At 59.3% G+C, this 20284-nt stretch carries 11 protein-coding genes and 1 pseudogene; 1 reads left to right on the top strand and 11 read right to left on the bottom strand.

Annotated elements, in window-relative coordinates; translation table 11 throughout:
* Positions 1-43: 43 nt before the first annotated feature.
* From MHK05_RS06220 to purS, 6 genes and pseudogenes are all read right to left on the bottom strand, one after another.
* A pseudogene (locus MHK05_RS06220) lies at positions 44-3669 on the bottom strand (type ISP restriction/modification enzyme).
* A gap of 119 nt (positions 3670-3788) precedes the next feature.
* The gene (locus tag MHK05_RS06215) at positions 3789-4997 is read right to left on the bottom strand and encodes an alpha/beta hydrolase (protein ID WP_200288664.1); all 1209 of its coding nucleotides are present in this window, start codon (positions 4995-4997) and stop codon (positions 3789-3791) included.
* A gap of 247 nt (positions 4998-5244) precedes the next feature.
* On the bottom strand, positions 5245-6879 hold the full coding sequence (locus MHK05_RS06210) for a histidine phosphatase family protein (protein ID WP_239205533.1): 1635 nt from the start codon (positions 6877-6879) through the stop codon (positions 5245-5247).
* A 231-nt stretch (positions 6880-7110) separates the two neighbouring features.
* On the bottom strand, positions 7111-9420 hold the full coding sequence (purL, locus tag MHK05_RS06205) for a phosphoribosylformylglycinamidine synthase subunit PurL (protein ID WP_239205531.1): 2310 nt from the start codon (positions 9418-9420) through the stop codon (positions 7111-7113).
* A 13-nt stretch (positions 9421-9433) separates the two neighbouring features.
* Positions 9434-10117 (bottom strand): phosphoribosylformylglycinamidine synthase subunit PurQ, encoded by a 684-nt coding sequence (purQ, locus tag MHK05_RS06200; RefSeq protein WP_005325791.1) that lies wholly within the window; start codon positions 10115-10117, stop codon positions 9434-9436.
* A complete protein-coding gene (gene purS / locus MHK05_RS06195) occupies positions 10118-10360 on the bottom strand; it encodes a phosphoribosylformylglycinamidine synthase subunit PurS (protein ID WP_150850979.1) in 243 nt (80 codons plus the stop codon).
* A gap of 232 nt (positions 10361-10592) precedes the next feature.
* Between purS and MHK05_RS06190 the strand changes: the two genes are divergently transcribed.
* The gene (locus MHK05_RS06190; RefSeq protein ID WP_239205529.1) at positions 10593-13370 is read left to right on the top strand and encodes an ExeM/NucH family extracellular endonuclease; all 2778 of its coding nucleotides are present in this window, start codon (positions 10593-10595) and stop codon (positions 13368-13370) included.
* A gap of 213 nt (positions 13371-13583) precedes the next feature.
* Here the strand turns inward: MHK05_RS06190 and MHK05_RS06185 are convergent, their stop codons facing one another.
* The 5 genes from MHK05_RS06185 to purD all read right to left on the bottom strand — a co-directional run bounded on the left by MHK05_RS06185 (position 13584) and on the right by purD (position 20256).
* Complete coding sequence (locus tag MHK05_RS06185; protein WP_023019880.1) at positions 13584-14267, bottom strand: DUF2334 domain-containing protein; 684 nt, start codon at positions 14265-14267, stop codon at positions 13584-13586.
* A gap of 56 nt (positions 14268-14323) precedes the next feature.
* Positions 14324-16447, bottom strand: a complete 2124-nt coding sequence (locus MHK05_RS06180) for a S9 family peptidase (protein ID WP_239205527.1) — start codon at positions 16445-16447, stop codon at positions 14324-14326.
* A gap of 52 nt (positions 16448-16499) precedes the next feature.
* Positions 16500-17393 carry a phosphoribosylaminoimidazolesuccinocarboxamide synthase gene (locus tag MHK05_RS06175; RefSeq protein ID WP_239205525.1) on the bottom strand — a complete coding sequence of 298 codons (894 nt, stop codon included), beginning with the start codon at positions 17391-17393 and terminating at the stop codon, positions 16500-16502.
* A 116-nt stretch (positions 17394-17509) separates the two neighbouring features.
* Positions 17510-18940, bottom strand: coding sequence for an adenylosuccinate lyase (gene purB / locus MHK05_RS06170; RefSeq protein WP_023019883.1), 1431 nt, complete (start codon positions 18938-18940; stop codon positions 17510-17512).
* A 41-nt stretch (positions 18941-18981) separates the two neighbouring features.
* Positions 18982-20256 carry a phosphoribosylamine--glycine ligase gene (gene purD, locus MHK05_RS06165; RefSeq protein WP_239205523.1) on the bottom strand — a complete coding sequence of 425 codons (1275 nt, stop codon included), beginning with the start codon at positions 20254-20256 and terminating at the stop codon, positions 18982-18984.
* Positions 20257-20284 lie beyond the last annotated feature (28 nt).

The raw sequence follows: 20284 nt of genomic DNA, 5'->3' as shown, positions 1-20284 counted from the left end.
GGCGTGGCCGGAGGGCTTCAAGGAAAATCGCTTCGAAATGCTGCTAACTTTCCGCAGCCGAGCCTTCCTCTACCAGCCCATCAACAATGCGCACCGTCTCCATCGCCACGCGAGTAACCTTGCCAATTAGGTCCACGATGTAGCGCGGATTGTCCACCTCATCGGCCCAATCATTCGGGTCATTGACAATGCCGGAGGCCTTATCTTTTTTGACCTGGTAGCGGTCAATCAACCACGCTACCGCTGAGCGCGAGCCCAGCATGTACTCATCCGCCTCTTCCGGAATACCGGATATGGTCACGCGTTTGTTGTAGATCAGCTTGGTCACATCATTGACGTTCTTGCCCGTTTCCGGGTCCTTGCGCTTGGCCCACTTCATCTTGAGCACGCGCCACGTCTCACGGTCGGACTCATCACCCTTGACCTGAATGTCCAGCGGCCACGGCTCCACGGATTCGTAGTTCACGTGCAAGTCCATTAGTTCCTGGCCCGCAGCAGCAAACTTGTCGAACTCCACACGCGACGACGGCGTCTCAATATGTGGCAGCATCTTCTTCAAATCCGCCGCATACTTCGTGCGATAACCAGGATCATGCAGCTTGCCGTAGACAAAGTGGAAGATGTCATCGCCCGTAACGTCAGCGCCCAACGCCTCCCGATACGAGGTCTTAATCTCATCAGTGATGTTGTCCACGCGCACGTACCCATCAACAACCTCACCGACCTTGCCATAGATGCTGGATTCGCTCTGCTTGACGACGCCCCCTCACTAAACAGTCCTCCGTCGTCGGCCTCGACGGCGGACCAGGTGAAGCGGGGAAAGAATTGGCCTGAGCCAGATCCGCTTAAACACAAATCAGGAAGCAAATCTGTAGCTAATGAATTGAATTGTCTAGCGGCACTACTAACTGCGGGAATATAAAATCCGATATTTGATTGCTGTGGAGTCGGAAACATTGATGGGAGTTGATAGCGTCGATGATTCAATTGGCTATCAAAATAGACAATCTGCCGGTGAAAAGGTCGATAGAGACTTGAAACGGTAAAACCAGTCTGCCTCAGCTCTAACCGTCTATCCAACTGTTTCTCTAAACTAGAGGACCATTTACTGCGCGTAGAATCGATAAACCACGGCTCTTGCTTGAGGAAGTCCTTCGCCTTCTGATCTGGCTTGATTGCTTCGAGCGCCTGAGAATACGTATCTCTCAACGTAGCAACTTGTTTCTCAAGAGCTGAGGTAGAAGAAGAATAAACCCAGGAATCACGGTTAGTTTGAAGCCCCGCAGAAAACACATTGAAAATTGTCCTACTTGTTCCCTTCTTCTCGCCGATAACAGGCCAAGTTTCGAATTCTTCCGATCGCTGATTCAGCCAGTCACCTTCCTTGTTGGGTGTAACGGCTTGCCAGTCAATGGTTTCAATTGAGGAAGAGTCGACGATGCCAAGCTTCTCCTCTGCGGTGAGATAGTCGCCGATGTCACGGTAGTGCAGTTCGAAGCCTGACTTTGTTGGATCTTTAACACCGATTGTTATAGCTACAGTACTGCGGGAACCAGATCCAAAGACTTTGCCGCCTTCTTTTCGTGATTGCTCACCTGCTGTACGTTGGTTCCCTCGAAGGTTAAACACATAAAGGTCGGTGAAGTCCTCGGCCATCGATAAGCGCACGCCGTCGCCAGTGTTGCCGTCTATCCATCCGCCATTGGACACGAAGGCTACTATGCCTTAGTCGCCGATGCGGTCGGTGGCCCACCTAAAAGCGCGCAGGTACGAGTCGTACAAGGAGTTTTTATTAGTGGCTGTGGATTTCTCCGCGTAGGTTTCTGCAATGCGCTTGTCCAGGCTCGGATATTTCTGGTTGGCGTTCAAATCGTTGGCGGACTTTTGGCCGGCAGAATATGGCGGGTTGCCAATAACTACGTTGATGGGCGCATTCTTTTGGCGAAAGAATACGACCGCATCCAACGCCGGCACATCCACGCCCTCGGACAGACGGCGTGCATTGGTAAGCATGCGGCTTTCGTTTTCATCCGCCGGCGATTCGATCCGAGAAAGCTTGGTGCCACGCTCCATGGCGTTCATGCCGCCATCAACGTGCTGTGCAGCAACGCGCAGATCAACGTTGGTCAAGGAGACATCGTTCAGCACTGCCTTATCCTTGAGCAGCTCCTGGTGGGTGGCAATGAGCGAAGGATAGGTATCAGCGATGAGCTGTGAGGACTTAATGTCTTTGGCAAAGGCCACAGCGCGTTGCATAGGCTGGGCGTTTTCCTCAAAGCCGCCTTTCTTGCCCTGCAATTCACCAGAGCGCTTGGCCAAACCATTCCAAGCACCGATCATCGCCGAAGCCGTGGTGAGGTTTATCTGGTTGTCGTCGCTGCGGGCCATCGCTTCCGCGGCCACGGACTCATCGACCGTCATGACAAGAACCTTGTAATCAGTCAATAAGCCCTTATCCACCGCCTCCCCAAAGCCAAGGCGGTAGAATTCGGGCCCATAGATGCCCTCATCATCCATGGAGGTCAACTCGGCGGAGTGCTCGGCGGCCTTGCCCTTTACCGCGTCGTCATAAAGCCTTGGCGTGGCGGTCATATAAAGACGCTTTGCCGCCCTGATATAGCCAGCATCATGGATGCGTACAAAGTTGCTGGCATCCTCACCAGCCAAGGTAATACCAGTGGTGCGGTGGGCCTCATCGCAGATGACCAAATCAAAATCATCTAGACCCTGCTGCTGTGCCTCGTGGACCGCCGGCAGGGACTGGTACGTAGAAAAGACGATATTGAGGCCCTTAGCGCGCTTGCCAGAAGCAAAGCGCTGCGTAATCTCCTCACCGTCGGTAGATACAGGAACCTCAAGGTCATAGACCGCAATGTCTTCCGCCTTCTTCGAAACCTTCGAATCCGAGCACACCGCGAAGGCACGCATGTCTAGGCGGCCTTGAGCGGTCCACTCCTTTAGTGTTTGCGACAACAAGGAAATGGAAGGAACGAGGAACAGAATACGGGCTTTGCCACCATTCTCTTCTGCGACGCGCTCCGCTAGGCGCAGCGCGGTGAAGGTCTTGCCGGTACCGCAGGCCATGATGAGCTTGCCGCGATCATGGGTCTTAAATCCTTCAATGGCCTTATCAATGGCCGTTTGCTGGTGCGGGCGCGGTTCGAAAGTTTCGCGCTGCGAAAGGTTAATTTGGATATTTTTATCCCGGACCTCAGAGCCTGGGAACGCCACATCCCAGTTGATTGGGGACTCCGCAATGGTCGAAATTCCGATGCGGCTGGTGGGAATCATCTGGTTGGCCAACGCCGCTTCCGCATGTGAAGACCAATGATCAGTGGTGGAGATAATCATGCGGCTGCCAAAGTATTCGGTGCCGTTTTCGGTCTCGAAAGAATGCCCTGAGGCCTCAAAGAAGGAATCGAGATGAGATTTCTGGATACGCGCATTTGATGCGTAGAACTTGCACTGGATGGCCATCCACGTGCCGTCATCTACGCGGTGGGCGACTAGGTCGATGCCGGTATCAGCGGTGCCACCGTTGTAGCGCCAATCAACCCAGCGGGTGACCTCATCAAATTGGGTTCTCAAAGTCGGATCGGTACGGAAAAAATTCACCATGAGCTTTTCAAAGGCGATGCCGTACTTCGCCTTTGGTTGGTTTTCGCGCAGTTAATCCAATACCTCGGAGAATTTTGACATACCAGCATTATGCCTGACCTGCCAGCCATCCACTGGCTTACGTCGCCTAACTTTGGTCAATTTAGCACCGAGCGTTTAGGATCCTTCCCTTATAGGTCATCTTCTAAGTCATTGGCTTGAAAGAATTCAGTCATAGCCTGCAACAGGTGCTGGTTCCATACGCCGTGTGCGCTCAAGGCGGAAGCATGATCGGCATGCGGGCGCACGTACTCTTCAAGCTCTACGCCTTTGTCCTTCGCCCGCTGGCGAAAGTCATCGTAACTAGCCGGTGGAACTAACCGGTCGTGGTCACTGCGCACGATCATGATAGGCGGCATATCCGAGGTCAGATGCGTAGCTGAAGTCACGAAGTCCGCGCGGTCTGGATATTCCTTAGGCGTTCCACCCAGGTATTTCTCCACGGTATCGCGGGAGCCCTGCCCGGCATAGGGGTCGTCAGAATCATAAATGTGGCGCACATCCAAGGCCGGTGAATCCGCATAGACGGCGCTGGGAACAGCCGGCGTACCGGAACAGTCGGTGAAAGGCAGCTGGCTGGGGTGTGCGGCGACATCGGCAGTCGCGTTCAGGACCAACTGCCCCCCGGCGGATTCACCATAGGTAAAGAAGCGCTCCGAGTCGCCGCCATAATCTGCGGCATGGGCGTTGACCCAGTTCATCGCGCAGCCCACCTGCCCCGCCGCCACCTTCCACGTAGGCTGTTCCCAGCTAGACAATGTGTAGTCAATGGATAATACGAGGTAACCACGCTGGGCCATCTGCCGCATATTGAAAGCCTGGGAGCGCTTAGTCATCTGGTCCCAACCGCCGCCGTGGACATACATCATCACCGGGTGCTTGCGCGGATGGCTGCTGCCGGAGCGAATACTGTGTGTCTCCGGAGAGTAGATATCCATGGTGAGGTCATCGCCGTTGAAGGAGTCATATGTCACCGTATGATCCGGGCCTTCATCGGCCTTCTCAACGCCGGTCCAAGTAAAGGCCGCCGGGATATCGACGTCGGTTCCCTGCTCTTTTGCGGCATGAATCTGTGTTCCCAATAAACCCACGCTCGCTACCAAGGCAATGCCAGCTAACACACTTGGCACGTAGCAGCTGCGCGAGGCCAACGCGCCCAGCGCCGCCAAGATCACCAATACCAGCGCAATCAGCAACAGCGGCCCTATGTACTGCGGCCCGATGAGCGATCCAGCGCCCCAATATGAAATGTGCGGGGTAAAGGGCGAGACCGCTAGCCACAGCACCAGCATTGCTATAAGTGTCAACGGAATCGAGAGCAGCCGGGCGATAACCTTCATGCCCGCCAGGGTAGACCCTGGTGCTTAGAGTTCGTTGTGGCGGAGCCTACCTGGCCTTTGACAAAGACAAAGCAGGTTAGAAATACGGCTTAGCTGGCTGTGTAGCTCGCCTACAACGCCACTGGCACGCTATCCCGAACATAAGTCGGAATGAATGTGTATTGTTCCCGTCTCCCCACACCTATAACAGAGGCCAAGAGCGCCCAGCATCAACTCGGCAGTGGCCACTCAGTAAACCTTGCCGGTACTAAAAGGGAAGTTGGATGCCGAACTTATGTAGCAGACTTTCTATCTGCTGCCGGTTAATGTACACAGTTCCAACTGCAATAGTCAGTATGCTGACGAGGGCACCAACTACCGCCCACATCTTCGACTGTGAAGAGGCAACGCTACTTCCTGTTTGTGGCTTGTACCCGCTGTCCGCGGTGGAATCAATATGAGCTTGAGAGTGGTCAGAGACAGAACCAAGCGGCAGACAAGCGGACAGCTCATCGATGGTATAAAACGTCGAGCCCTCACTTATTGGCTCACACCCCGCCTTGAAGGGAATTTCCTTCTCGTTGTACAGCATGCGCACGAGGGTCTCGCCATTGTCATTCTGGAAGGCATCCCACTGGATATTTGCTCCCATTGGGGAGACCTTGTCACCACGCCAATCCGAGTTCTGCCAGGTGTAGAGCTCTCCTGCGGGAACTCCATTCTCTGAGCCAGGCGGTTTCAGCAATGCGGCGAGCGGAATGATGGTTTCCGCGTGACCAAACCTATATTCCGCAGCTATATCACCACCGGCCGCGCGATCCTGTACGCCCTCAATCATTTCCTCAAGCAGTGGCTCATAATTGTCGTAAGAAACAGTGCGACCCTCGATAGCCGGCCCCTTCTCATAGAAGTCTTCTACATCCAATAGGTATGCAAAGGTAGGCCCGCTCGCATCGTCCATGTACTGATCAAATATCCACCCCTCAGCAGGGGTTTTCTCCTCATGAGCAAGTGCTGGAGCAATGATGTACAGATTGTAGAACTGCAGCGCGGCGTCCACTATTCCTTCTACTGTCTTGCCATCCTTTTCACGGGCGCTAAATGAAATGGACCCATCTTTTAACTCATCGATAAAATCCGAGGTGAAAATCTTGGACAGCAACTCCTGCGATGCTTCTTGGGAGGCCGGCTTGGAATAAGCTTCCTGGATCTTTTCCTGTAGCTGCGGTGAGTCTTTCCACGCCGAATATTTTTCGTACGACGGTGACTTCTTATCTTTATGCGCATACATCAGGTCAGTGCGTGGCTCGATGGTGACATGACCATCGTTGGTTCCGTCCACGAGGTTGTCAGCAAGAGTGGGAGCTTCCTTCAGCCACGCCGCACCGAAATTCCAACCAGAGTCATTAGCGCGGTCCTCACCCGAAGAGATGAATTTCACCTTGGAGTCGTCCCTGTCGATGCTGTGCATAAGCTCAGCATTGCGTTGCGCATTGCGCTGACCAATCCCCCGCAGTTCTTCCCGCCCAACTGCGGTGAGGTTTCCGTATCCGGCGTCTTGTCCGGCGCCACCGGCCAATTCCTCATTCACGGAAATCATCGCTTCTACCTGCGGAATGAGCTTTTCTCCTAAATCCGTGAGCTCACCACGCTCCTGAGCATACTCCAGCATCTGCTGCGCGAGGTCGTCATACTTAAAGCTAGACAGACCACGCGAGCCATGCCGGTCCACCGTGGAGGTATAGATCTGTCGGAATCCTGCGGGAGCTTCGGAGTACTCCCGCCCCTGCGGTTCATAGTGCTGTTTGGTGGAGTAATAGGAACCATTCTCGGCGGCGGTGGCGGGCACTGTTACACCAGCACACGCAACGGCAGCAATAAGAGCGAGAGTACGAATGCGCATTAGACGTTGGCTTCCATGAGTAGTGGATATTTTGAAGAGGGACACACCCACGGTAGGCCGCTGACGTTACGGAAAGGTTGCCTGAAAGGAAAATGATTGAAAAGAACTCGTCCCGACGCTGTTCTTTATAAGGCCGAGCCTTTGTCCCTGCTCCTAACGAGCATAAAAGCCCGGCCGGAGCCGGGCTTTTCGCATTCTCGCTTCGTTGCGTGTATGCAACGCCGGGAGTTTTTACTCCACCACGGAGTTAGCACCCACGGCGTGGTCGAAGAGGTCCGGCAAGGTGGCGGACCAGGCGGAAACCAGCTGGGAGATGGCGACGGACTCGCCGCCGAGGGTGAGTGCACCGGTTTCGGTGGTCTCACCCACGATGGCGGCTGGGATGCCCAGCTCGCCGGCGCGGGCAAGCACCTCATCGGCGCGGTCGGCGGTGGTGGCCACGAGCACGCGGGAGGCGGACTCGGAGAAAGCAGCGACAAACTCGTCCTCGTGGACCGCGGTGAGGTCCAGGTTGAGGCCGAGGCCGGCGCCGTCGGCAGTAGCACCGGCGCGCTTTGCCATCTCAAAGGCGGTGACGGCAAGGCCGCCCTCGGAGATATCGTGCGCGGCGGTGAGCAAATCATTGCCGTGGAAGAACTCGGCCAGGCGCTTCTCGTTGGCCATGTCCACCTGCGGCGGCAGGCCATTGAGGGAGGAAGCCTCGGAGGTATCGGCGCTGACCTGCTGCCAGATGGAGCCGCCGAACTCGTCCTTGGTCTCACCTAGGGCGATGAGAACTTCCTTTTCACCTACGGTGCCGAGCTCATTGCCAATGGCCTTGTGCACGTCATCGATAACGCCCAGCACGCCCACCACCGGGGTAGGCAGGATCGGCTCCTCGCCGGTCTGGTTGTAGAAGGAGACGTTGCCGCCGGAGACGGGGATGGAAAGCTCCACGGCGGCGTCGGCAAGCCCATGCACTGACTCGCGGAACTGCCACATAACGTCGGGGTTCTCCGGGGAGCCGTAGTTTAGGCAGTTGGTAATCGCGACAGGCTTGGCGCCGGTGACGGCCACGTTGCGGTAGGCCTCCGCCAGCGCGAGGCGGGCGCCCATGTTCGGATCCAGCTTGGTGTAGCGGCCGGATGCATCGGCGGACACGGCCACGCCGCGGCCGGTCTCCTCATCGATGCGCAGCACGCCGGCATCCGCATGGTGGGACTGGACGGTATTGCCGCGCACGTAGCGGTCATACTGGTTCATGATGAAATCACGTGAGCACAGCGCCGGAGAAGACACGAGCTTCTGCAGGGACTCAACCAGGCCGCGCTTGTCGGTGCCCTGGTACTTCTGCAGCTCATCCTGCCACTCCGGGCGGGCATAGGGGCGCTCGTACACCGGGGCCTCATCCGCGATGGTGCCGGCCGGGGCATCCACGACGACCTCGCCCTGGTGGCGGATGACCAGGTGGTTACCCTCGGTGACCTCGCCAATCTCGGCGCAGGTTACATCCCAGTACGCGCAGATTTCGCGGAACTTCGCTACGTTCTCCGGAGCCACAACAGCGCACATGCGTTCCTGGGACTCGGAGGCGAGGATCTCGGCCGCGGTCATATTCTGCGCGCGCAGCGGCACGTTATCGAGGTTGACCTCCATGCCGCCATCGCCGGAGGCAGCCAGCTCGGAGGTAGCGCAGGCCAGACCCGCGCCGCCCAAGTCCTGAATGCCTACGACCACGCCGGCGTGGTAGAGGTCCAGGCAGCACTCGATAAGCACCTTCTCTGCGAAGGGGTCGCCTACCTGTACGGCCGGCAGCTTGCGCTCGGCGCCGTCCTCGAAGGTATCGGAGGCCAGCACGGATACGCCGCCGATGCCGTCCAAGCCGGTGCGGGAGCCGAAAAGCATGACCTTATTGCCCTTGCCGGACGCAAAGGCCAGCTTCAAATCCTCCACCTTGAGGGTGCCCACGCACAGCGCGTTGACCAGTGGGTTACCCGCGTAGGTCTCATCAAAGACGGTCTCGCCACCAATATTGGGCAGACCCAGGGAGTTGCCGTAGCCGCCAATGCCGGAGACCACGCCGGGAAGGACGCGCTTGGTATCGGGGGCGTCGGCAGGCCCAAAGCGCAGCTGGTCCATCACGGCAATCGGGCGAGCGCCCATGGCCATAATGTCGCGGACGATGCCGCCCACGCCGGTGGCCGCACCCTGGTAAGGCTCCACGTAGGAGGGGTGGTTGTGGGACTCCACGCGGAAGGTCACCGCGTTGCCGTCTCCGATATCCACCACGCCGGCGTTCTCACCGATGCCGGCGAGGATCTTCTCCCCCATCTCCTCGGTCATGGTCTCGCCAAAGTAACGCAGGTGCGTCTTGGAAGACTTATAGGAGCAGTGCTCCGACCACATGACGGAGTACATGGTCAGCTCCGCATCGGTGGGGCGACGGCCCAGAATATCGTGGATGCGCTGGTACTCGTCGTCCTTCAGGCCGAGTTCCGCGTAGGGCTGCTGCTCGTCCGGGGTGGACTGCGCCTTTTCTACGGTGTCATTATGAACGGTCATGAAAATGGCCTCCTTAAACCGCCGGCGCCTGGGCGACGGCCTTGATGGCGGATACGAAAAGTCCCAGTCCGTCGGTGGATGGGCCGGTTAGCGTGTCAATGGCGTGCTCTGGGTGTGGCATGAGGCCGACGATGCGGCCGGACTCATCGCTCACACCGGCAATGCCGTTGACGGAGCCGTTGTAATTGTCGGTATAGCGGAAGACCACGCGGCCCTCGCCTTCGATGCGGGCGATATCATCATCACCAGCCTGGAAGCGGCCCTCACCGTGCTTGGCGGGCACCAGGATCTTCTGGCCCTGCTCAAACTCGCTGGTCCATGCGGTGGTGGAATTGGCCACCTCGAGGTAGGTATCGGTGCAGTGGAAGTGCAGGCCCTTATTGCGGGTCAGCGCGCCCGGCAGCAGACCCGCCTCGGTAAGGATTTGGAAGCCATTGCAGATGCCAAGCACCGGCATGCCCTGCTTCGCACGATCGATAACGGACTGCATCACCGGCGCGAGCGCGGAAATCGCACCCGAGCGCAGGTAGTCACCATAAGAAAAACCGCCCGGCACTACGACCGCATCCACGCCGTGCAGATCCGTATCTGCGTGCCAGAGGCTTTTCACCTCTGCGCCGGCGGTGCGGGCAGCGCGAGCGGCATCCACATCATCCAGGGTTCCGGGGAAAGTGATTACTCCGATTGTGGCGGTCACTTACTTGACCTCCAGCCCAACAACCTCGTAGTCCTCGATGACGGTATTGGCCAGCAGCGTGGCGGCTACCTTCTCCAAGTCCTCTGCGGTGACGGAGTCATCGACCTCGAGCTCGAAGCGCTTTCCCTGACGCACATCGCTGACACCGGATACCCCGATGCGACCCAGCGCGCGGACGACGGCTTGGCCCTGCGGATCCAGAATCTCCGCCTTGGGCATGACATTGACAACTACACGAGCCATGAAATATTTGCCTTACTGTATGGGGCTTTGGTCTGCGCGGCTTAGTCTAGTTGGCACCCCCGCCTTTTACCTAGACTCACCCCCGCTGTGTGGGTTTCACCCCGGTTGGGCAAACTCTACGTGAACCCCAAACGACGCTCTAGCAAACTTCGGCGTGCGCTCCCGCCTGGCCTGGCGCGGTGCTCTACTAATAGACGACGCACACTGTCGCTCTCTTTTTAAGGTTGAATCTATGTCTTCTCGCCGCCTAGGTGCGCTGGCGCTCGCCACCGCCTTGTCTTCTGCCGCCCTTGCCGTTCCCACTGCCACGGCTGCCACCGACGGTTCCGCCGCTGTCATCTCCGAGGTCTACGGGGGAGGCGGCAATAAGGGCGCTGCCTTCACCCATGACTTTATCGAGCTCTATAACCCCACCGATGCTCCAATTGACCTGACCGGATACACCGTGGAGTACTTCTCCGCCTCCGGCAACACCGGCGGCAAGGTGGGGCTTTCCGGCACCATTGCCCCGTACGGCTACTTCCTGGTGCAGGGCGCGGCCGGCAATGGCGCGGGCGAGGCCCTGCCTGCCCCAGATGCCGAGGGCAGCCTCAATATGTCCGGCTCCAAGGGCTCCGTGCAGCTTGCCGACGCCACCGGTACCCCCATCGACGCCATCGGCTACGGCGCCGCTTCCCTCAAGGAAGGCACCGCCGCCGCTGGCCTGTCCAATGCCAAGTCCGCCTCCCGCGACGCCGCGGGCACCGATAGCGATGACAACGCCGCCGACTTCACCACCGGCACCCCTACCCCGACCAATTCCGGTAACGAGGCCCCTGCCCCGCAGCCTGAGAATCCGGCCGAGCCCGAGCAACCTGCTCCCGAGGGCGTCACCGCCATCGCGGATATCCAAGGCACCGGCGCTGAGTCCCCGCTCAAGGACCAGACCGTTGCCACCGAGGGCGTCGTCACCGGCGTGTGGTCCGAAGGCGGACTCAATGGCTTCACTATTCAGACCGGTGGTACTGGCACCGAGGCCACCGATGCCTCCCAGGCCCTCTTCGTGTACATGGGTGATAAGCCAGCCGACCAGTACCCGGACCTCGAGGATTCCGTTGCGGTCACCGGCAAGGTCTCCGAGTTCTATGGTTCCACCCAAATCACCGCCGCCGAGGTCACGCAGCTCGATGCCCCGCTAGAGAAGGTCACCCCACTGAAGGTCGACCAGCTTCCTGATGGCAACGAGGCCCGCGAGCCCTTCGAGCACATGCTCATCCAGCCCGGCGAGCACACCGTAACCAATAACTACGCTTTCAACCAGTACGGCGAGATTGGCCTTGCCCCTGGCAAGGAAGCCTTCCGCCAGCCTTCCGATATCTTCTCCCCTTCCACGGATCCCAATTCCGATATCCAGAAGCTGACCAAGGACAACGCCGATAAACTGGTCACCTTGGACGATGGCCGCACCCGCGACTACTTAAAGACCGACCAGAATACCCCGCTGCCGTATATCGCCCAGGATGATGCCCACACCATCAAGTCCCTGCGTACCACCGATACCGTCTCTTTCCAGCACCCGGTCATCGTAGGCTTTTCTCACGAGCAGTGGCGCTTCCAGCCCACCACCCCAGTCACCGGCAACACCGCGGGCGCAGACCTGCCCATCTCTTGGGAGAACTCCCGCGAGGCTGAGCTGCACGCCATCGATGACGTCAAGGGCGAATACACCATCGGCGCCTTCAACGTTTTGAATTACTTCACCTCCCTGGGCGAGGAACTCGGCGGCAGCGCCTACACCGACCGCGAGGGCAATAAGGTCACGGTCAACCGCGGTAAGACCCGCGGCGCCTATACCCAATCCGCACTCGCGGACCAGGAACGCAAGATTGTCGCGGCCATCAACGGCCTCAATGCCGATGTCATCGGCCTTTCCGAAATCGAAGATGGCTACGCTGTCACCGGTGACTTTGCCCAGCGCGATAAGGCACTCAAGCACCTGACGGAAAAGCTCAATGAGGCCGCCGGCTCCGATAAGTGGGCCTTCGTTCCTTCCCCGTCCAAGGACGCCGTACCAGACTCCCCGGATGTCATCCGCACCGCGTTTATCTACCACAAGGATGTGGTGAAGCCTGTCGGCGAGTCCCGCATCTTCCAGGACGATCGCTTCACCGGCACCGCCCGCGAGCCTCTTGCCCAGGAATTCCAACCGCTAAAGGAGGGCGAGGAGTCCTTCGTTGCCGTGGCCAACCATTTCAAGTCCAAGGGCTCGGTGGCCAAGGGCGATGCCGATTCCGGCGATGGCCAGGGCAATAACCCGAACGTGCGCAACGCGCAGGCACAGGCCGTCCTCGATGCCCTCCACAAGCAGGAAGACTGGAAGGATAAGCCGCTTTTCGCCCTAGGCGATTTCAATACCTATACTCACGAGACCGCGCTCGACGTCTTCCGCAACGATGGCTTTACCGTGCCCGCCGAAAAATATGGTGCCGATCCCTCCTACCAGTTCTCCGGCCTGCTTGGCACCTTGGACCACGTGCTGGCAAACAAGGTAGCCACCGGCACGCTTGACGACGCCCAAGTCTGGAACATCAATGCCGACGAACCCGTTGCCTTCGAGTATTCCCGCCGCAACTACAATATCGTCGACTTCTACGATGACTCCCCGTTCCGCGCCTCTGACCATGACCCAGTCAAGGTCGGTTTCACCCTCGGTGCGGACGACTCCGCCGGCCAGCCAGACGATCCTGCGGATGATCCTGCAGATGATCCGGCGGATAAGCCTTCCGATGAACCTTCCGATAAGCCAGAGGACAAGCCGTCAGAAAAGCCCGGTAAGCCTGGCTTCGGTTCCAACTCCAGCACTAGCTCTGTCGGCGCCGGTATCGCCGCTGCCATCGCGGCTATCGCCGGCCTCGTCGCCATCCCCGGCTTCCTCGCTGTGACCGGCAATCTCCAGAAGGCCATCCCGGCCCCGATCTGGGGCATGCTGCCGCAAGAAGTAAAGAACTTCATCACCAGCCTGCAGCGCTAATCGCCCACAGACGCAGACCCCGCTCGCTTCGGAGAAATCCTAAGCGTGCGGGGTCTTAATTTTTGCGATTTCAACGATTTCGTCCATCTAAAACACTACAACCGTTGACGGAAACAGGGTTTTAGATGGACGAAATCGTGCTACCGGACATAGACACCACCAACCATCCCCGCCACTTTTGTTCGCAGAACCTCTGACGAGGGAATGCGCTCCCTAATTTGGCAGGAAGGCGCCATAATCGGCAGGGGTCGCCCCAGCGTTAATAGCCCGGTCGGCAGCTTTGACGAAGTCATGGATCACCTTGCGGTCATCTAGGTTGCGGCCGGACACGGACAGGCGAACGGTATTGCCGCGCTGCGCGGACCGCTCTGCTGCACGAATGATGTTCTTGCGCCACCACTTAGCGGAGCCAAAGCCCTCGCCAAAGGACAAGTTACGGGCCTGGTGGAATTTGCCGGAATTGATCTGCAAAACACCGCGGGTAGAGGCTGCCACCTCAAACTTAAACTGTGGCAATACCTGCAGGGTGCCGGGAGACATGCGCCAGCGCGGCGGGGCGAAAATTGTGGGTTCGAAGCCGATCTTGGCCATCTGACGGGTCGCACCCGCGAGTCGCAGCTTTGCCTCGTGGGAGTCGAGATTCGCAAACTCTGCACGACGTCCCTGCACCGAGCGGTCGAAACCGTTGAGGATGAGTATGCGGCCGGCATCGGCTTGGTCTCGGAGCCAGCTTTTGGTGTCTTTATCTTTCGCAAGGTGCCAGTTGCCGTCGATATGCGGGGCAATAAGCAGGGAAACAGGAATCTCCTCTCGATCAAGGATCGAGAGGAGCCGGCTAGCCTGCTTCCGTGTGTCATCAAAGATGCTGGAGATCGATACCAGAAGGTGGCCATTCATAAGAAAAATTATCGCACAGGAATTTAGGATTCGCGCGCTGGCCCCCTATCCGGGTTTTACTTCTCCAGACCGGTGGCCTTATTGATCGTCCACGCATACTCGAAGGCGTTTTGGCGCCACTTTTCATAACGGCCGGACACTCCACCGTGGCCTGCAGCCATTTCAGTTTTGAGCAGGAACTCACCGCCGGTGGCCGTCGCCCGCAGCTGGGCAATCCACTTGGCCGGTTCAACGTAGAGCACGCGGGTATCGTTTAGCGAGGTAATAGCCAGGATGTCCGGGTAGTCCTTGACCTCGATATTCTCGTACGGCGAGTAGGACTTCATGTAGTCATAGACCTCAGGATCGTGGTACGGGTCGCCCCACTCCTCCCACTCAGGCACGGTAAGCGGCAGTTCCGGCATGAGGATCGAGGTCAGAGGATCCACGAACGGAACAACGGCTTGGATGGCGGTAAAGCGGTCTGGGGCCATATTGGCGATTGCACCCATAAGCATTCCGCCGGCCGAACCGCCCTCGGCCACCATTTGGTCTGCGGTGGTCACGCCTCGGGCGATGAGGTCATCGGCAACGGCGATGAAGTCAGTAAAGGTGTTTTTCTTTTTGAGCATTTTGCCATCGTCGTACCACGTGCGCCCCATCTCGCCGCCGCCGCGTACATGGGCAACCGCAAAAATCATGCCGCGGTCCATCAGGGACAGGCGGGTCACGGAGAAGGCCGGATCCACGCTGACCTCATAGGAGCCATAGCCGTAGAGCAGAGTCGGATTCGGCTGGGTGCGGTCAAGATCGGCGCGATGAACAATGGAGACGGGGATGTCGGTGCCGTCGGCAGCCGTGGTCCACAAGCGGTAGGCCACATAATCATCCGGATTATAACCACCGGGAACCTCTTGCTCCTTGAGCAGGGTGTACTCGCCGGTGTCCACGCGGTAATCGAAAAGCTGGGCGGGCTGGGTAAAGGACACATAGCTTACGCGAAGCACCGGCGCGTCCCACTCCGGGTTACCAGATACGGAAACGGTGAAAAGCTCTTCGTTGAAGTTGAGCTCTTCGAATTCGCCAAAGCCGTCGTTAATGCGCATGATGGCGGCACGGCCGATGCCGCCGCGGCGGTAACCCACCACAATTTGGTCGCGGTAGGTATCCACGCCCTCGATGCGGGTGGTTTCCTTATGAGGCAGCAGCGCGGGCAGATCCCGGAGAGCGGGCAGCTCGCCGTCGGCCTTGGTATAGCCCACCTCGAAGTTGGGGCCGGTGGCATTGTGGGTGACAATCCAGTAGTTCTCGCCCTTGACGACGGCGTGATCGACGTCGTAGTCCACGCCGGATTCACGCTCCCACAGCAGGCGGAAGTCGCCCTCGGGGTTGTCCTCTTCGAGCACCCATACCTCAGAGGTCACCTTGGAGCTTATGCCAAGGAAGAGGTACTTATCAGAGCGGGCGCTGCCGATGCCGACGTTGAAGTGCTCGTCATCTTCCTTAAACACCTGCACGTCCTCGGACTGCGCGGTGCCTACCTTGTGGCGCCAAATGGTATCGGGACGCCATGCATCGTCGACGGTGGTGTAGAAAATAAAGCCGTCTCCGGCCCAGGTAGCGCCGTAAAAGATGCCCTCTAGGTGGTCGTCGAGAAGCTCGCCGGTCTCCAGGTCCTTGATGTAGAGTTCAAAGCGCTCATCTCCGGCAAAATCCACCGAATAGGCTAGGTAGCGGCCAGAATCAGAGATGGAGGCGGCACCGAGCGCGAAGAAGTCCTTCCCCTCGGCCAACGCGTTGGCGTCGAGGATAATCTCTTCCCCGTCCGGGGTGCCTTCCTCCGGGATAATCGGGGCGGCCCAGGGATCAGAACCCTCCTCTACCGGAAGGCGGCAGGAATAACCGTAGCTCTTACCTTCCTCAGTGCGGCCGTAGTACCAGTAATCGCCGCGGCGGGAGGGCACGGACATATCAGTCTGTTTGATGCGGGACTTAATCTCCTGGAAGATATTCTCCGTCATCTCCCCCAAGTGCGCGGTCTTCGCCTTGGTGTAATCATTTTCGGCGTTGAGGTAATCCAGGGTTTCCTGGGATTCCTTATCGCGCAGCCACTCGTAGTTATCCACGAACTCCCGGCCGTGGAAGGAACGGGTCACGGGGTGGACGGCGGCTACGGGGGCGGAAAGATTCTCGTTGCTCATGCCGTCCCACTGTACGCGTGGCACCCCGTGGTGCGGGAGCTTCGGCGGGGAGTTAGTCCTCGGGCGAGAGGAAATCAGCGAAATGCTTGCCGGACAGCCGCTCGTAGGCCTCGATGTAGCGCAGGCGGGTGGCGGAAACGACGTCGGCAGGCAGCTGAGGCGGGGTGCCGTCGGCGGCTTGGTCCCATCCGGAGGCGTCGGAAGTCAGCCAATTGCGTACATATTGCTTGTCGAAGGAAGGCTGAACCTCGCCCTCGACATAAGAATCAGCCGGCCAGTAGCGGGAGGAATCTGGGGTGAGGACCTCATCGGCCAGCACGAGCGTGCCGTCCTGGTCGAGGCCGAACTCGAACTTGGTATCGGCGAGGATGATGCCCTTGTCCTCCGCGAGTGCGGCGGCCGTGGAATAGATGCGCAGGGTGGCCGCGCGTAGCTCCTCGGCGCGCTCGGCGCCTAGCTTGTCCACCACGTAGTCGAAGGACACGTTCTCATCGTGCTCGCCCTGCTCCGCCTTGGTGGCCGGGGTGAAGATGGGCTCGGGCAGGCGGGAAGCCTCCACGAGGCCATCTGGCAGCTCGATGCCACACACGGTGCCATTGGCCTTGTACTCCTTCAAACCGGAGCCGGTGAGAAAGCCGCGGGCCACACACTCGAAGGGCAGCATGTCCAATTTCTTGACTACCATCGCGCGGCCGAGGCACTCGGCAGGGATGCGCTCATCATCGAGCGGGCCGGCCAGGTGGTTGGGAAAATCGATGGAATCGAAGAAGAACTTCGAGGTCGCGGTCAGCACGCGACCTTTATCCGGGATGGCCGGCTCTAAGGCGTGGTCGTAGGCGGAGATGCGGTCCGAAACCACCATCAGCAGGGTGTTTTCGTCTACATCGTAGATATCGCGGACCTTGCCGGAGGCAAGATGGGTATATGAAGAAAGCTCAGGACGCATGGCTTTCATTCTAGCGCCCAGGGGTGGCGATTAGGTTTCGATCAAATAAGCCCCGGAATCCGGGCGGGATCCGGGGACTATTTGATCGAATTGCGAAGGGAGCCGGAAAATGCGGGCTAGAGGATTTCGCCCGGGGTATAGGCGGCGGCCTTGGGGTGCTCGCCTACCAAGGCGTTAATGCGGTTGAGCACCTGGTTGACCTGGGACTCGGCAGCGCCGATGAAGGCGTGCTTATCGGCCAGGGCGGCCTCGAGGTCGGACTCGTCCATGGGCAGGCGGTCATCGGCAGCAAGGCGCTGGACCAAGTCCTGCTCGCCGCCGTTTTCGCGCATATTAAGCGCAACGGCTACGGCGTTTTCCTTGATGACCTCGTGGGCAGTCTCGCGGCCCACGCCGGCACGCACGGCCGCCATGAGGATGCGGGTGGTAGCCAGGAAGGGCAGGTAGCGCTCCAATTCGCGGTCAATCATGGCGGGGAAGGCACCGAACTCGTCGAGGACGGTGAGGAAGGTTTCGAATTGGCCGTCGAGGGCAAAGAAGGCGTCGGGAAGCGCGACGCGGCGGACGACCGAGCAGAAGACATCGCCTTCGTTCCACTGCTGGCCGGCCAGGTCTGCGGCCATGGTGAGGTAGCCGCGGAGGATGACCTGCAGGCCGCCGACGCGCTCGCAGGAGCGGGCGTTCATCTTGTGCGGCATGGCAGAAGAGCCGACCTGGCCTTCCTTGAAGCCTTCGGTGACGGTCTCATTGCCTGCCATCAGGCGGATGGTAGTTGCCAACGAGGACGGGGCGGCGCCGAGCTCCACTAGGGCGGAGATTGCGTCAAAGTCGAGGGAGCGTGGGTAGACTTGGCCCACGGAGTTGAAGATGCGGTGGAAGCCCAGGTAATCCGCGATGGCGGTCTCCAGGGAGGCAAGTTTGTCTTCGGAGCCGCCCATGAGATCCAGCATGTCTTGGGAGGTGCCCATCGGCCCCTTGATGCCGCGCAGCGGGTAGCGCGCGAGAAGGTCTTCGACACGCTCGATGGCCAGCAGCATCTCATCGCCGGCCGTAGCAAAGCGCTTGCCCAGGGTGGTGGCCTGCGCGGCCACGTTATGGGAGCGGCCGGCCATAACCAGAGACTGGTACTCGGCGGCATGACGGCCGATGCGGGAGACCACGGCAATGGCCTTATCGCGGATGATCTCCAGCGAGGTGTGGATTTGCAGCTGTTCCACGTTCTCGGTGAGATCACGGCTGGTCATGCCCTTGTGGATATGCTCATAACCGGCCAACGCATTGAACTCCTCGATGCGGGCCTTCACATCGTGGCGGGTCACGCGCTCGCGCTCCGCGATGGACTCGAGGTTCACGTCTTCCACCACGGCCTCGTAGGCATCGATGGCTTTGGAGGGGATGTCTACGCCCAAATCCTTTTGGGCGCGCATAACCGCAATCCAGAGCTTGCGTTCCAGGATGATTTTATGCTCCGGGCTCCAGATATTGGACAGCTCTGCGGAGGCATAGCGGGAGGACAGGACGTTGGAAATCTTCTTCTTTTCAGCCACGTGGCTATTATTCCATGCCTGCCCCACCGCGGGGTGAAGGGTTAGAGAGAAATCTCACCGTCTTCTGCTCGCTTGCCGATGTCCCGGCGGACAAAACCACCCGCAAACTCGATGCCGTCGACGGTGGCGTAGGCGTCTGCTCGCGCTTCAGCCAGCGTGGATCCCTTTCCCAGCACGCTAAGCACGCGACCGCCCGCGGTGTGGTAGGCCCCGTCGGTGTGAACGGTGCCGGCGTGCAGGACGCGTTGCGGATCATCCAGCGCAGCTCCGGAGATGGCATCGCCCTTGCGCGGGGAGGCCGGGTAGCCTTCTGCCGCCATGACTACGATAACGGCGAAGCCATCCTCCCATTCCAGCGGCGCGAGCTCGGCCAGGGTGCCAGTCGCGGTGGCGTGGAGGGCCTCTGCTAGTGGGGACTTGAGAAGGGAAAGCACGGCCTGGGTCTCGGGATCGCCGAAGCGGCAGTTGAACTCGACTACGGCCGGGCCTTCTTCGCCCCACGCCAAGCCGGCATAAAGCAGGCCGGAATATGGGGTGCCGCGGCGTACCATCTCCTTGGCCACAGGGACGCAAACCTCGTCCACGATGCGCTGCACGCCCTCCTCCGGCAGCCACGGCAACGGGGTGTACGCCCCCATGCCGCCGGTATTGGGGCCTTCGTCGTTGTCATAGGCGCGCTTGTGGTCCTGAGCTGGCAGCAGCGGGACGACGGTCTCGCCGTCAACCAGGCAGAAAAGCGAAATTTCAGGTCCATCGAGGAAAGACTCCAGCAGCACCGGATTGCCGGCGGCAAGGACGGTATCTACGTGAGCGCGGGCAGCGGCGCGGTCCGCGGTGACCACCACGCCTTTGCCGCCGGCAAGACCATCGTCTTTGACCACAAACTGTGGGCCGAAGCGGTCGAGCGCGGCCTCAATGTCTTCCTCGGCCGCACCTGGGCGCAGCTGTTCCGCGCGAGCGGTCTTAACGCCTGCCGCCTCCATGACGTCCTTGGCAAAGGCCTTGGATCCCTCGATCTGGGCTGCTTCCTTGCTGGGGCCGAAGACCGCGATGCCGGCGGCGCGCAGGGCATCTGCCACGCCAGCAACGAGCGGCACCTCGGGACCGATGACGACGAGATCTGCGGCGATATCCCGGGCCAGTTCTACCATGCGATCCACGTCATCTACATGGGAGTATTCCGGGTGGACCGTGGCGAGAGTGGACATGGCCGCGCTGCCCGGCGCGGCGTGGATTTCGGTGCTCTGGGGGTCGGCGGACAGGCCCTTAACAAGGGCGTGTTCACGGCCGCCCGAACCAATTACGAGAATGCGCATGCCCACCATCATAACCAGCGGGTAGCCT

Origin of the sequence: Corynebacterium nasorum, assembly GCF_022347325.1 — a bacterium.
In the GTDB taxonomy this organism is placed as follows: Bacteria; Actinomycetota; Actinomycetes; order Mycobacteriales; family Mycobacteriaceae; genus Corynebacterium; species Corynebacterium kefirresidentii.
The sequence above is the reverse complement of the archived record's forward strand: the minus strand, read 5'-3'. Positions and strand labels throughout refer to the sequence as shown.